Genomic DNA, 13,809 nt, shown 5'->3' on the forward strand with positions numbered 1-13,809 from the left:
CGCGGCGTCTTCGTGTCGTGGTCAGTAGTCGATGAAGCCGTACAGCGCGAGGTGGTTCGACTTCGTCCCGCTGACCGTGTGCCCGATGCTGGACGGCCGTACGGTGCCCTTCACGAACAGATAGTCGATCTTGCTGGACCCGCTGGTGGCGGCCGAGCCGTAGCCGGTCATGCCGTAGCCGCTCAGCGTGCTGGCCGCGATGCCGGTGCGGTTCGCGTCGATCCCCACGATCCGGATCGTGGAGGCGTTCAACAGGCTCGTCGCGTCCGCGCCCAGGTGGATGCCGCTGTTGGCGATGCCCCGGTCGCCGTCGCCGGCGCACGCGTTCTGCCGGTTCTCCTGCGGCAGGTGCATGGTCGCCGCGAACACGCTGGTGCCGGTCGCCCTGATCGTGAACCGGGCCGCGATGGCGCTGGTCCGCTTCCACTTGTAGTAGTCGGTGCTGTCCGGGTCGCTCTTCGGCGGCTTGTACAGGGTGCACCCGGCGCCGTTGGCGTACGCCGTGCCCGGCTTGAGCCAGCCCGCGCTCCAGTACTTGGAGATGTCGCCGGCGGCGAGGCTGAGCGTCCTGGTGTTCCAGATGATCGCGTTGGTCTGCTTCTTCTTCAGGTCGCCCAGCGACTGGGAACTGCACTTGTGCGTGCTGCCCCACGGCTCCGGGTCGGTCCAGGCCACGATGGCCCCGTACGTGCCAGCCGGGTAGCCGAACTTCGCCGACAGCTGGTCGGCGTACGCCTCGGCCTGGCCGGTGCCGCGCACCTGCTGCACGATCAGCAGGTCGGGCGCCACCACACCGCTGGTGCCTGTGCGTCCGGCGTCGTCGACCAGGATCGAGGTCAGGTGGTCCGGTCCGGAGATCCGGGTGCAGCTCCCGTCGGCGTTGTTCACCACCAGGTTCTCGATGTTGTTGTTGTAGACCCGCAGGACCCGGTCGGCCGCCGCGACAGCCGCGCCGTGCGGCGCTGCGCCCGACGGTGTGCCGAGCGCGGGCGCGCCCGGTGCCACGCCGAGGGCGACGACGGCCACCGCCGTCACCAGTGTTGATCGATGCCTTCTGAGCACGGAGGCTCCCTCCCGCGACGACGATGCCCGTCCAGGCGCCGCACTCTACAGTGGATCTCCGCCGGTCGGGTCCGCGTTCGACTCTCGTTCCGGGCCGCGAACCGTGGGAGACTGCGGCCGTGGCGGATGAATCGGGTGGTCAAGCCAGTCGCGGACCGATCCTGCTGCTGCTGCACGGGATGGGGGCGAGCGGCGACGTGTGGCTGCCCTGGGCGCCGCTGCTGGAGCAGCACTGGCCCGCGCGGTGGCTCGCCCCGGACCTGGCCGGTCACGGCTGGTCGGCGCCGCTGCCGTCGTACTCCTTCACTGGTCTTGCCGACCGGATCGCCCGCGGCCTGGCGGCCGACGACCGGCTCGTCGTGCTCGGGCATTCGCTCGGCGGCGTCGTCGGTCTCGCGTTGGCCGCCCGCGACGCCGGACTGCCTGTCGACGCGGTGGTCGGGCTGGGCATCAAGGCGGTCTGGTCGCCCGCCGAGCTGGACCGCGCCGCCGCGCTGGCCGCCCGCCCGGTCAGCTGGTTCGCCAACCGCACCGAGGCGGCACGCCGCTACCTGCGGGTCTCCGGGCTGGTCGGCCTGCTCCCACCGGACCATCCGGTGGTGGACGCCGGGCTGCGGCAGGTCGACGGCCGGTGGCGCCTCGCCATGGATCCCGGCGCGTTCGCCGTCGGCGAGCCCGACCTGGCCGCCCTGATCGCCGCCACCGACGTGCCTGTGGTGCTGGCCCGCGGCGAGCACGACCCGATGGTCACCGACGCGCAGCTCAAGGAGTACGGCGTCCCGGTCGTCACGCTGCCCGGGCTCGGGCACAACGCACACGTGGAGGACCCGGCGGCGGTGCTGGCCCTGCTCGACGCGTACCGCTGAGGCGTTACACGGCCGCCGGGGCGGTGAGCGTCCGCTGCGGCGCCAGCTCCCGGCGGGCGGCGGTCAGGAACGCCTCGGCGTACGACTCGGCCGGGAAGTCGCCCAGGTAGTGGCGGCGGGTGGCCCACCGGTCCTCGGCGGCGGGATCGGTGTCCAGCAGGTCGGTCAACACCTCGTCGGTGTTCGACATGTCCCGCCGCAGCACGTAACCGGCGGCGGCCAACGGGAAGCGCCGCACGAACCCGTCGCCCTCGTCGCCCATGTCGGTCACCGCGTACGGCTTACCGGAGTAGAGGTAGTCGGAGATCACCCCGGACACGTCGGAGATCAGCGCGTCCGAGCGGTTCACGCACTCGGTCAGGCTCAGCTCGCGGGCCGCCGCGCCGACGACGTGCTGCCGTCCGGTGCGGGCCCGGTCGGCGACCAGCAGCTCGGTCAACCGGCCGAGCTGCCGGGCCGAGGCCGGATTCTGCGCGGTGTACGGGTGCGCCCGCAGGATGACTGTCGCGCCGCGCTCCAGCAGCCGCCGCAGCAGCGTCTCGGCCACCGGCAGGGAGCAGTAGTCGGCGTCGGCGTGGTGCCCCGTCCAGGTGGGGGTGTAGAGCACCGTCGGGTGGGCGAGCCCGCGTACCGGCTCGGGGCGTACCTCGATCGACTCGACCTGCGGGCGGCCCACCACCACGAACTTCTCGGCCGGGATCCGCACGCCGGCGCGGGCGTACCGTTCGATCGCCGCCGGGCCGGCCACGAAGATCCGGTCGAAGATCCCGGACACCGGGTTGGCGCTGGGCGCCTTGTCGCTGTCGCCGTGGTGCAACTGCACGTGGGTGAGCTGGGTGAACCTGATGCAGTGGCTGTTCTTGGCGCCGTGGTTGACGTAGAACGCCGCCCGCAGGCTGGGCACCAGCGCCTCGTCCATCGCCCGCAGGGTGGGGCAGTAGACCACCGGCGCGTCGGTGGCGGCGGCGATCGGCGCGAGGAACTCCGGCTCCCGCACCAGCACCACGAACGGGCGGCCGATCCGTTCCAGGTACGGCAGCCACATGGTGACCTGGTACTCCGAACCGGGGGGTGCGGAGAAGTAGAGCAGGAACTCGGGCTCGTGCCGGCGCAGCGCGCGGGCCACCGCCCCGCCACCGGCGGCCGGCCGGAACCGGCGCCGGGCCAGGTCCAGGGCGACGGCCCCGGCCCCCGCGCCCACCAGCAGGCCGGCGACGAGCGCCACGACGGCGGGCAGGACCAGCGCGGCGGCGAGGGCCACGACGGCGAGCAGCCCGAGCAGTGCGGTGCCGAGCCGGTCGGCGACGAGCGGCGTCCAGGACCGCACCGGCAGGTTGGCCGCCCGGATCTCCAGGTTCCCGGCCGTCCGCAGTGGCCCCACCAGCAGCACCAGCCCCAGCAGGACCAGCGCGGTGGCCACCAGCGCCGGGTCGAGCCCGTCGTCGAGCCGCCGGGAGTAGCCGACCAGCACGGCGGCGGCGATGAGGGCCGTCTCGGCGACCAGGTCGGCGCTGGGCCGGATCCGCTGCTCGACGGCTGCCGCGGCCAAGGCGGCGACGGCCAGCGCCAGCCCCCAGTCGGTGGCCCCGGTGAGCGCCAGCACGACGAAGGCCAGCACAGACAGCCCGGTGCTCAGGCACCGGGCGGCCATCTTCCGGACCAGGTCACCGCGCATGTCGCTCCGCTTTCCGCCCTCGCCGCCGCCGTCAGTTCGCGGACGCCGCCGCCGGCGCCTCGGCCCGGTCCGGTCCGGACTGCGCCGGCACGCTCGGCCCGTCACCGGGCGCCCGGCGTACGTCGATCACCTGGCCGGTCAGGTCGGAGATCAGCACGTCAAGCGACGACTGGGCGACGGCCTCGGCGGCGAGCAGGGTGTGCTCCGGCTCCTCGCCGAACGCCCGGGTGCGCATCGGAGTGGCGGTCCGCTCCGGGTTGATGCAGTTGACCCGGACGCCGACGTCGGCCCACTCGTCGGCGAGCGCCTGGGTGAGGTTGACCAGGGCGGCCTTCGTGGCCGAGTAGAGCGCGTAGCGGGCCCGCCCCCGGGTGTACGAGCTGGAGGTGTAGAGCAGCAGCTGCCCCTTGGTCTGCTGGAGGTACGGAAGGGACTGCCGCGCGATGGTCACCGGGCCGACGAAGTTGACCTGGAGCACCCGGTCCATCGTCTCCTCGTCCATCTCGGCGAGAGCGCCCTTCTCCAGGATCCCGGCGGTGACCACCACGTGGTCGATGCGGCCGGTGGCCTCGAACGCGGTCTTCAGCGCGGCCTCGACGTCCTCGGCGCGCTCGACGTGGGTGCCGGTGGTGGAGCGGCTGAACGGGAAGACCTGCGCGCCGTAGCGGCGGGCCAACTCGGCCAGCTCGTGACCGATGCCGTAGCTGCCGCCGAACACCACTATGGTGCGGCCGGTCAGCTCCTCGGCGTAGCTGCGGTGGTCGGTGAGCCGGGGCGCCTGCGCGGCGGCGAGCTGGAAGAGCTTGTCCGCCAGGTGCACGTCGACCGGGTGGGTGACCTTGATGTTCTCGTCGGAACCGTCGATCACCTTGATCGGGGTGCCGGGCAGGTAGCGCAGCACCACGCCGCAGTCGTCGGTCGCGGCGAAGTCCGGGTCGCCCTCGGCGATCCGGTACGCCTCGCGGATGGTGGGGGAGCGGAACGCCTGCGGGGTCTGACCACGGCGCAGGCGGGAACGCATCGGGATGTCGGTGATGCAGTCGTTGTCGTCGACCTGGATGATCGTGTCCGCGGAGGGGATGGCCACGTCCACTGCGTCGTAGGTCCAGAGCGCGTTCACGCACTCGCGCACGATCCGGCCGCTGAGCAGCGGGCGTACCGCGTCGTGGAAGAGGATGTTGCAGTCGGCCGGGCCGACGGCGTCCAGGGCGATCCGGGTCGTCGCGTTGCGGGTGTCGCCACCCTCGATCACCTTTGTGACCTTGCGCAGGCCGGCCTTCTCGACGATCTGCCGGGCGTCCTCGACGTGGCCGGCGGCCATCAGCACGATGATCTCGTCGATCTCCGGTGCCGCCTCGAAGACCGCCAGGGTGTGCTCGATGATCGGCTTACCGGCGATCTTCAGGAGCTGCTTCGGGATGCCGAGGCCCAGGCGGGTCCCGGTGCCGCCCGCCAGCACCACGGCCACTGTCCGCGAGGGCCGCCACGGTCCCGGGGTCTCCGTTGCGGCGTCCGGGCCAGTGGTCTGGTCCTGCGTCATTGCCGGATCCTCACTCTCGTCGAATGCGTTAACGGAAGGTTCCGCCCGAGCGGCGACGGGATGAACCTTAACGCGCGGACCACGCCACCCCAACGCGGGCGACGCGGTCCATGGCGTCGTGTCGATGCCGGAGGTTCGCCGGCACTTCTACTTGCTGTTCGCGTACGCCTCGTATTCGCGGATGACCTCGTCGGTAGGGCCGTCCATCCGGATGACGCCCGATTCCAGCCAGATCGTCCGCTCACAGGTGTCGCGTACCGAGGAGAGTTGGTGGCTGACCAGGAACACCGTGCCGGCGCCCTCGCGCAGTTCCCGTACCCGCTGCTCACTGCGCTTGCGGAAGCCCTTGTCGCCGGTGGCGAGCGCCTCGTCGATGAGCAGCACGTCGTGCTTCTTCGCGGCGGCGATGGAGAACCGCAGCCGGGCCGCCATGCCCGACGAGTACGTCCGCATCGGCAGGCTGGCGAAGTCGCCCCGGTCGTTGATCCCGGAGAAGTCGATGATCCCCTGGGCCTGCTTGGCCACGTCGTCCGGGTGCATCCCCATGGCCAGGCAGCCGAGCACCACGTTGCGCTCGCCCGACAGGTCGTTGAGCAGTGCCGCGTTCACGCCGAGCAGCGACGGCTGCCCCTGGGTGTGGATCGCGCCCCTGTTGACCGGCAGCAGGCCGGCGATGGCCCGCAGGATCGTGGACTTGCCGGAGCCGTTGCTGCCGATCAGCCCGATCGCCTCGCCCCGGTACGCGGTGAACGAGACGCCCTTGACCGCGTGCACCTCCCGGACGTTCGGCGCGTGGGTGCGCTTGACCAGCCGGCGCAGCGCGGCCACCGGCGTGGTGCCACCGGAGGCGCCCTGGTGCACCCGGTAGATGATGTGCGCGTCGTCGACCACCACGGTCGGGATGCGCTCCTGTGTGGCGGTCAGTGTCGCGGTCGCCTCGGTGGAGGCCCCGATGTGCTCAACCACGGCCGTACTCCTGTTCGCCGCGCCAGAAGTAGATGAAACCGCCGAGCCCGGCCACCAGCGCCCAACCCGCCGCGACCAGCCAGAGCCGGGTCAGCGACTCGTTGAGCAGTGGCGCCTGCTCCAGCAGGGAGTAGCGGGCCAGCTCGATGTAGACAAGCAGCGGGTTGTACTGCACGAGCGTCGTCGCCCAGGCGGGCAGCCGCTCGAAGAGGCTGACGCTGTACAGGACACCGGAGCCGTACATCCAGGTTCGCATGACGAACGGCATGACCTGCTTCAGGTCGCTGGACTTGGAGCCCAGCCGGGCAACCAGCAGCACCACGCCGGCGTTGAACACCGCCTGCAGCAGCAGGGCCGGCACCAGCAGCAACCACTTCAGCGTGATCGGCTCGCCGGTGACCAGCACGATGCCGATCAGCACCACCATCGACGCCAGCAACTGCTGGAACTGGGTGATCGTGGTGGACAGCGGCAGGCTGGCCCGGGGGAAGTGCAACGCCCGGATCAGCCCCAGGTTGCTGCTGATCGACTGGGTGCCCGCCAGCACCGCGCTCTGGGTGAAGTTGAAGATGAACAGCCCGGTGGTCAGGTAGGCGATGAAGTTCGGAATGCTGTTCTGAGCCAGCACCACCCCGAAGATCAGGTAGTAGACCGCCGCGTTGGTCAGCGGTGTGAGCACCTGCCAGAGCTGGCCCAGCTTGGCGTTGCTGTACGAGGCGACCAGCTTGGCGTTGGCGTACGCGGCGATGAAATGCCGGTAGGCCCACAGTCGGCGGCTGTACTCGACGAGGCTCGGTCGCTCACCGGCGACCCGTAGCCCGTGCCGAGCGGCCAGCTGCGCCTGGGTCAGGCCCGTGTCGGGGTCGACCAGCGCGGTGGTGGCCATGGATATGGCGCTCCGATCTTTCGTGCAGACGGGGTTGCTCGCGACGATGGGATCCTAGTGGGAGTTGTGCGCGGGGCGCCGCCTCGTCGCTGCGTGGACAGTAGTCCGAAACACGTCGGGACGCAACCGTATCGTCGTTGCGCTACGCTGGCCGTCGTGACCTGCGAGAAGAGTCTCTGGTGACGTCCGAGAAGAGGCGTGCTCCGGCCGGTGCGGCGGTGCTCCGTGGAGAGATCACCACGGCCATCCGGCGCGCGCTGATGCAGGAGCTCGCCGCGGTCGGCTACGGCCGGCTCTCCATCGAGGCGGTCGCCCGCCGGGCAGGCGTCAGCAAGACGGCGATCTACCGCCGGTGGAGCTCCAAGCTCGACCTGGTCGTGGAGATCGTCGCGGCGGCGGCACACGGCAAGCTCCCGGCGCTTGACACCGGCACCCTGCGCGGCGACCTCACGCTGCTGTTCCAGGCCGTGGCGCACGCGCTGCGCCACCCGCTGGCCTCGCAGATCATCCCCGACCTGCTGGCCGAGGCCGCCCGCAACCCCAGCATCGACGCGACCCTGCGTCAGGTGCTGCAGGCCCGCCAGCAGGACATCGGCGGTCGTCTGGTCGGCCGGGCCGTGCAGCGGGGAGAGCTGCCCGCCGACACCGACCCGGACGCCGCGATCGACCTCATCGTCGGCCCGCTCTACTGGCGGCTCGCCATCGCCCGGCTCCCGCTCACCGACAGTTACCTGGAGCGGCTCGTCGAGTCGGTGGTCGCCGGGCTCGGCGTGGCAGGTGCCGTGCCGCACCCCCGGGCAGCTCCGATGGCCGGCTGACCGGCCTTACGACACCCTCCAAACGGTGGGCCCGGATTCCCCGTCTGCCTCCGCTAGGCTGCCCCCTTGACATCGGGCTGTCACCGAGACCACATCCACTTTTCGCCCCCACACTCGCCGCCGGACGACAAGGACGACCCGTGACGAAAGTCGAAGACGCTGTTGTGGCGCCAGCGCCAGCCGACCGAGAGACCGCCCCGACCGCGGGCCCCGCAGCGGCGGGCACCAGCCGGTCCGGGCGCGGCCGGGGTCTGATCGGTCGACTCAACGCCGGTGTGGCAGCCGCACCCGTCCTGTTCACCGACGCGGCGGTGCTCGGCTTCGCCCTCTGGACGCTGCTCTACCACCTCAACCTCGGTCTCGACCTGCGTCCCTCGGTCGTCTTCATCGGCTGGGTGGTCCTGCTGCCGGTCGTGGCGTACGTGACCTGGAAGCTCCGGCAGCGGGACGAGGTCGTCCGGCCCGCCGACGACGAGCCGGCGAGCGCGCCCGCCGAGCCGCCAGTCGACCGGACGGCGCTGCTGCGCCGGTACGCCCTGCCCCTCGGCTCCGCGCTCGGCGCGGCGCTGTTCGCCTCCCTCGGCACGGGCACGGTGACCTGGTGGCTGGCGATCGGGCTCGGCCTGGTCTCGGTCATCTCGGCGTGGCTGGCCGTGTCCCGCCGCGCCGCAGCGGTCGACGCCGGTGCCGCTCCGGCAAGCCGGGGCACCACCCCGGCGCAGGGCTGGGTGGTCCTCGTCGTCTCGCTGGCCGCCGCCTACTTCGCCACGCTCATCGGCCGGGTCTCCCTCGACGACGTCTTCTACGTCGGCAAGTCCGTCTGGGTGGCCGAGCGGGACGAGATCCCGTTCCGGGACTTCCTGTTCACCGAGGGCGTCCTGCCGGCCGGCTCGGCGAACCCGCCCCTGCCGTCCTTCGAGGTCTTCATCGGGGCGATGGCGCGCGTCCTGCACGTGCACGCCGCGTCCGCGACGTGGTACCTGCTGCTGCCGGTGCTCGCCGTCTTCGCCATCTTCGCGCTGTGGCGGCTCGTGCAGCGGTGGGCGCCGCGGCGTCCGCTCGTCGCGTTCGGCGTGGCGGCGGCCTACATTCTGCTCGTGGCGTACTTCGCCGACTCCTTGAACACGTACCACCTGCCCCGGCTGACCCAGGGCAAGAGCGTCTTCGTGCACGCGCTCATCCCACTGGCCTGGGTGTACTTCACCGACTACCTGGAGCGCCGTTCCCGGCGTTCGCTGATCCTGCTCACCCTGCTCTCCGTGGCGAGCGTCGGCTACACCACCACGGCCGTGATGCTCCTTCCCCTGATCGGCGCCGCGGCGGGTGCCGCGCTGCTGGCCACCAGGCGGCTGCGCGACGCCGTCCTGTGCTTCGCGGCCGTGTCGCTCTACCCGGTGCTGTCCGGTGCGCTCGTGCAGGTCCTGCGCGGCGGGATCGAGACGACGGTCGCCACGTACGCGCCGCTGCTGCCGCTGCGGACCATCTACGAGCTGACCCTGTGGCTCGGCATCCTCGGCGTCATCGCCGGGCTCGCCGTGTGGTGGTCGCCCCTGGTGCTGCGCGCGGGTGCGCCCCGGCAGCTCGCCGCCGGCGCCGTGCTCGCGGTGACGGTCCTGCTGATCCCCGGGATCCTCAAGGTCGCCGGTGACCTCAGCGGTCTGCGGGCGGTGCTCTGGCGCGTGCCGTGGATCCTGCCGGTGCCGGCGCTCGTCGGCATGCTGGCCGTCGTCCGGCTGCCCCGGCTGCCCCAACTGGCCCGGGTCAACCGCGTCCTGGCCTTCGCGCTCCCCGCCGTGCTGGTGTGCATCTTCTACACCCAGGGCAAGCCCATGTGGAAAGACGACATGGTCCAGACCGAGCCGACCTGGCGGATGCCGGTGGCCCGCAAGGCGTCCTCCTTCTGGATCAAGAGGCTGGACAACCGCCCGCCGGGCCTGGTGCTCGCGCCGTCGTCGGTCATGCGGTCACTCCCGGAGGTCACGACCGAGGTCCGGGTGGTGCTTCCCCGCGACCTCTACCTCACCGACTACGGGATCGACACGCAGTTCTCCCGGGACCGGCTGCTGCTGGCGAGACTGGCCGACGCCGACCGGACCGTCTCGATCTACGAGGCGGACGGCGCGATGCGTCGGGTGGGGGTCAGCACGGTCTGTGTCTGGAAGTCCAACACCCTCGTCGCCGACGCCGCGCCGTACCTGGGTCTGGAGCTCATCGCGTCGCGCAACCCACCCGGCGCGATGAACTGCTATCGCACCACCGCGTCCCCGACCCCCGGCGGCTGACCTGCCGGGACACGCCGACACCACGGCCCGGACGCCTCGTCGCGTCCGGGCCGTGGCGTGTCGGTGCCCGGTTGTGACCCGCCGCACAGCAGCGGAACCCGTCAGGTGCCCGGATTGCGGTCCGATACCCGGGTGATCCCTCGGTGTTCCACGGCGTTAAGGTCGCAGTCACGCGCGGACGGCCCTAGGCGCGGTTTCGGGCGGGTCCGCGCGTGGCACACTGCACTTCAGGAGTTCGGACATGGGACGTGGCGTGCGCGGTGGCGGGGCCGACCCGTCGGTGGCGCGCGAGGCTGCGACCTCCGCATCGCCGCGTGGCGCCCGCGTCGTACGCAGGCCGTCCCCATCCGGCGTCGCCATCCAGGGCCACGCGCCCAGACGGTCACCACTCTCGTAGGGAGCTGTACCTTTGTTCGGCACGTTATCGGGACGCCTCGGCGTCGCCGCCCGCAGCGCGCTGCTGGTGCTGTCCTACCTGGTCATGCTCGTCGCCGGCACCTTCGGTTGGATCGCTCTGTTCGCCGTCGCCGGGCTGGTCGCGGTGGTCGGTGAGTTCGTCGTGGCCCGCTGGTCGCCACCGTCGCAGCTGCTGCTGGAGAAGGTCGGTCTGCACTTCTCGTACCGGCAGTTGACCCGGGATCTCGCCGCCGTGCTGCTGGTCGCCGCCGAGGTGTCCCTCAACGGCCATGAGCTGTCCTGGCTGCTCGCCCTGCCGGCAGTCGTGTGGGTCGTGTCGGTCTTCGCCGGCGCCCTGACCACCATGATCGAGCGTCGTAACCCGCTCTCCGCCATGGTGCGCAACATCGAACTGGGTCCGCTGCGCTCGGCCCCCCAGCCGCCGGCCTGGGCCGCGGCCGTGGCCGGCGAGCGGATGCCCCTGCTCAACCTGCTGCTGGTGCCGGCGGCGGTGGCCGCCGCGGTGCAGCACGACGTGGCCCCGTTCTTCGTCGCCGCGGCGGTGGCCGTGGCGGCGACCGGCGTGGTGGGCGCGATCATCGCGCTGACCTGGCTGCGCGGTCGGGGCTCGGGTCCGGGTCCGCTGCTGCCCGCCGTGCAGCGGTGGCTGGACACCTACCGGCCCGAGGTGGCGCTCTACTTCGCCGGTCCGGCGAAGGACGTCTACCAGGCGAACATGTGGCTCGCTCCCACCGAGGCGCTCCAGCAGCGCGCGGTGGTGCTGATGCGCAGCCGCGACGCGTTCCTGGAGTTGGCCGACACCCGGCTGCCGGTGATCTGCGTACCGGCCGGGGTGGACTTCATGAACCTGGAACTCGGCAGCATCCGCGCGGCGCTCTACGCCGCGAACGTCGGCGCGAACATCCACATGCTGCGCGAGCCCACCACGAAGCACGTCTTCGTCGGGCACGGTGACAGCGACAAGCAGGCAAGCGTCAACCCCTACAGCAAGGTGTACGACGAGGTCTGGGTCGCCGGACTGGCCGGCCGGGAGCGGTACGCCCGCGCCGGTGTGGGTGTGCTCGACTCGGACATCGTCGAGATCGGCCGGCCGCAGCTCGCCGGTGTGCACACGTTCGGCGCCGAGTCGGTGGACCGGCCGTTCACGGTGCTGTACGCGCCCACCTGGGAGGGCTGGCTCGACGACGACCCGTACCACACCTCGCTCGTGCTGATGGGTGAGCGGATCGTCAAGGGGCTGCTGGCCACGAACCCTCGGGTGCGTCTGATCTACAAGCCGCACCCGCTCACCGGGTCGCGGTCGACGGCGGCCCGGAGCGTGCACGAGCGGATCGTCGGCGCGATCCGTGCCGCCGGCGGCAACCCGAACGCGTCCTCTCTGGACGGCACCGCGCACCTGGTCATCACGGGCCGCACGCCTGCGTTGTTCGACTGCTTCAACCAGACCGACCTGCTGGTCAGCGACGTGTCCAGTGTGGTCTCCGACTTCGTGCAGAGCCAGCGTCCGTACGTGGTGGCCAACCCGGCAGGCCTCCCGGAGGACGAGTTCCGCAGGGAGTTCCCCACCACGCGGGCCGCGTACCTGCTCTCGAAGGACTGCGGTGAGCTGGAGAAGATCGTGTCGGTGACCCGGGCCGGTGACGACCCGATGACCGAGGCGCGCCGGGAGTTGAAGACCTACCTGCTCGGCCCCGCCGAGGAGAACCCGATGGACCGGTTCCAGGAGGAGATCGCCCGCCTCTGCCGCTGACCCTGCGATCCCGTGCCCGGCCCGACGCCGTCGGACCGGGCGCGGTCGCGTCAGTTCAGGAGCGCGGCGACTGCCTCGGCGACCGGGACGTCCACCGGCAGCGCCCGCGCGTCCACCACGGCGGTGACCGGCAGGGGACCGTACAGGTGCGGAAAGAGCTGCTCGCCGCGCGACGGTTCCCACCGCAGCGCGTCACCCAACCGGTCCTCGCGCACGCTCAGCAGGGTCAGCCCGGTGGCGCCGGCGAAGTGCCGACGGGCCGTCTCCACCACCTGCTCGGCGGCGGACAGGTGGATGAAACCGTCCTGCCGGTCCACCGCCGAGCCGGCCAGGTGCCCGGCCGCCCGGGCGTCGTCCCACTCGACCGTCGGCAGCAGCTTGTAGATCACCTCCGCAGCCTACGTCGGCGGGTACGCGTTTCGGCCGTACCGCCGCCGACGCCGGGCGCGGCCCGGCATGCTCAGGTGCAACGGCCGCGGAGGGGATGGCGATGGAGAGCTACGACGACGACTGGACCGACAGCCAGCGGGCGCTGTACGACGAGTGCTACCGGGCCGGCGGGGAGTGGGCCGCGGATCCGGACACCCCGTCCGACGACGTGCAGCAGGTGATCAATCTGGCCGAGGCGGACGACGACGCCTTCGACGACGCCGAGATCGACTTTCCGCCCCTGGTGGACGCGGTCACCCAGGCCAGCGGCGTGAACGTCACGAGCGTGCCGGCCCGCCACGACGACCCGGGCTTTCGGGGCTTCACCGACGGTGTCCGGGACAGCGTCGCCGACGACGTCTTCGGCCTCTGAGCGTCCGCCCACGGTGGGCGGGCCTCCCGCTCGCCGTCCGCTTCTGCCACCATTCGCAGGACGGCGCTGCGAGGGACGGGGGCACGGGTGCGGATCCTGCTGGTGGAGGACGACCGCCGGGTGGCCGCCGCGCTCTCCTCGGCTCTCGGCCGGCGCGGATACGAGGTCGAGCACGCCGCCACCGTCGCCGCGGCGCTCTCCGCCGCCCCGTGCGACCTGGTCCTGCTCGACCTGACGCTGCCCGACGGGGACGGCACCGACCTGTGCCGGGCGTTGCGCCGACGCAGCAGTCAGCTCGGCATCATCGCGGTGACCGCGCGGGGTGAGGAGCGCGACCGGGTGCTCGGACTGCGCCTGGGCGCCGACGACTACGTGGTCAAACCGTTCTCGATGGTGGAGTTGCAGGCCCGGATCGAGGCGGTGCTGCGCCGGGCCGCGAACGCCGCGCCGGAGCGGCACCTGATCGAGGCCGGGTCGGTGCGCATCGACGTGACGGCCCGGACGGTGACTGTCGACGGCCGGCCTGTCACGTTGACCCGCAAGGAGTTCGACGTGCTGCTGTCGCTGGCCCGCCAGCCCGGGGTGGCGGTGCCCCGGGACCGCATCCTGCTCGACGCCTGGGGCACCACCTGGGCCGACCGGCACACAGTCGAGGTGCACGTGGGGTCGCTGCGCGGCAAGCTGGGCGACGCCCGCCTGGTGGAGACCGTACGCGGGGTCGGCTACCGGCTGCGCGAGGTCTGAG

At 71.7% G+C, this 13,809-nt stretch carries 12 protein-coding genes; 6 read left to right on the plus strand and 6 right to left on the minus strand.

The annotated features are described in order from the left end of the window. Positions 1–21 precede the first annotated feature (21 nt). Positions 22–1,062 carry a hypothetical protein gene (locus ACFY1S_RS07555; RefSeq protein WP_387113790.1) on the minus strand — a complete coding sequence of 347 codons (1,041 nt, stop codon included), beginning with the start codon at positions 1,060–1,062 and terminating at the stop codon, positions 22–24. A 119-nt stretch (positions 1,063–1,181) separates the two neighbouring features. On the opposite strand from ACFY1S_RS07555, the gene ACFY1S_RS07560 reads away from it, so the two are divergent. Next, a complete protein-coding gene (locus ACFY1S_RS07560; RefSeq protein ID WP_387113792.1) occupies positions 1,182–1,928 on the plus strand; it encodes an alpha/beta fold hydrolase in 747 nt (248 codons plus the stop codon). Between the two features lie 4 nt (positions 1,929–1,932). Here the strand turns inward: ACFY1S_RS07560 and ACFY1S_RS07565 are convergent, their stop codons facing one another. The 4 genes from ACFY1S_RS07565 to ACFY1S_RS07580 form a co-directional block, all read right to left on the minus strand. Then, positions 1,933–3,603: a CDP-glycerol glycerophosphotransferase family protein gene (locus ACFY1S_RS07565; protein WP_387113794.1), complete on the minus strand. Its 1,671-nt coding sequence runs from the start codon at positions 3,601–3,603 to the stop codon at positions 1,933–1,935. 31 nt (positions 3,604–3,634) lie between these two features. Further along, positions 3,635–5,143, minus strand: a complete 1,509-nt coding sequence (locus ACFY1S_RS07570) for a D-ribitol-5-phosphate cytidylyltransferase (RefSeq protein WP_387113796.1) — start codon at positions 5,141–5,143, stop codon at positions 3,635–3,637. Between the two features lie 147 nt (positions 5,144–5,290). Beyond that, positions 5,291–6,109, minus strand: a complete 819-nt coding sequence (locus tag ACFY1S_RS07575; RefSeq protein WP_364371797.1) for an ABC transporter ATP-binding protein — start codon at positions 6,107–6,109, stop codon at positions 5,291–5,293. Further along, positions 6,102–6,995: an ABC transporter permease gene (locus ACFY1S_RS07580; protein WP_364371794.1), complete on the minus strand. Its 894-nt coding sequence runs from the start codon at positions 6,993–6,995 to the stop codon at positions 6,102–6,104. The genes ACFY1S_RS07575 and ACFY1S_RS07580 overlap by 8 nt, the downstream gene beginning before the upstream one ends. Before the next feature lie 218 nt (positions 6,996–7,213). On the opposite strand from ACFY1S_RS07580, the gene ACFY1S_RS07585 reads away from it, so the two are divergent. From ACFY1S_RS07585 to ACFY1S_RS07595, 3 genes are all read left to right on the plus strand, one after another. Next, positions 7,214–7,813: a TetR/AcrR family transcriptional regulator gene (locus ACFY1S_RS07585; protein ID WP_387114370.1), complete on the plus strand. Its 600-nt coding sequence runs from the start codon at positions 7,214–7,216 to the stop codon at positions 7,811–7,813. A gap of 140 nt (positions 7,814–7,953) precedes the next feature. Then, positions 7,954–10,095: a DUF6077 domain-containing protein gene (locus tag ACFY1S_RS07590; protein WP_387113799.1), complete on the plus strand. Its 2,142-nt coding sequence runs from the start codon at positions 7,954–7,956 to the stop codon at positions 10,093–10,095. A 409-nt stretch (positions 10,096–10,504) separates the two neighbouring features. Next, a complete protein-coding gene (locus tag ACFY1S_RS07595; RefSeq protein ID WP_387113801.1) occupies positions 10,505–12,262 on the plus strand; it encodes a CDP-glycerol glycerophosphotransferase family protein in 1,758 nt (585 codons plus the stop codon). A gap of 50 nt (positions 12,263–12,312) precedes the next feature. Here the strand turns inward: ACFY1S_RS07595 and ACFY1S_RS07600 are convergent, their stop codons facing one another. After that, on the minus strand, positions 12,313–12,651 hold the full coding sequence (locus ACFY1S_RS07600) for a DUF952 domain-containing protein (protein WP_387113803.1): 339 nt from the start codon (positions 12,649–12,651) through the stop codon (positions 12,313–12,315). A 101-nt stretch (positions 12,652–12,752) separates the two neighbouring features. Between ACFY1S_RS07600 and ACFY1S_RS07605 the strand changes: the two genes are divergently transcribed. Then, positions 12,753–13,064: a hypothetical protein gene (locus ACFY1S_RS07605; RefSeq protein ID WP_139583969.1), complete on the plus strand. Its 312-nt coding sequence runs from the start codon at positions 12,753–12,755 to the stop codon at positions 13,062–13,064. A gap of 87 nt (positions 13,065–13,151) precedes the next feature. Continuing rightward, positions 13,152–13,808: a response regulator transcription factor gene (locus ACFY1S_RS07610; RefSeq protein ID WP_387113805.1), complete on the plus strand. Its 657-nt coding sequence runs from the start codon at positions 13,152–13,154 to the stop codon at positions 13,806–13,808. Position 13,809: the final 1 nt, after the last annotated feature.

The sequence above is a fragment of the Micromonospora sp. NPDC000663 genome, from assembly GCF_042898105.1.
Lineage (GTDB): Bacteria > Actinomycetota > Actinomycetes > Mycobacteriales > Micromonosporaceae > Micromonospora.

Bases quoted from the DNA above. Each gene is read 5' to 3' on its own strand.
- ACFY1S_RS07565 (WP_387113794.1), bottom strand. From the start codon at position 3,603: ATGCGCGGTGACCTGGTCCGGAAGATGGCCGCCCGGTGCCTGAGCACC.
- ACFY1S_RS07570 (WP_387113796.1), bottom strand. From the start codon at position 5,143: ATGACGCAGGACCAGACCACTGGCCCGGACGCCGCAACGGAGACCCCG.
- ACFY1S_RS07580 (WP_364371794.1), bottom strand. From the start codon at position 6,995: ATGGCCACCACCGCGCTGGTCGACCCCGACACGGGCCTGACCCAGGCG.
- ACFY1S_RS07605 (WP_139583969.1), top strand. From the start codon at position 12,753: ATGGAGAGCTACGACGACGACTGGACCGACAGCCAGCGGGCGCTGTAC.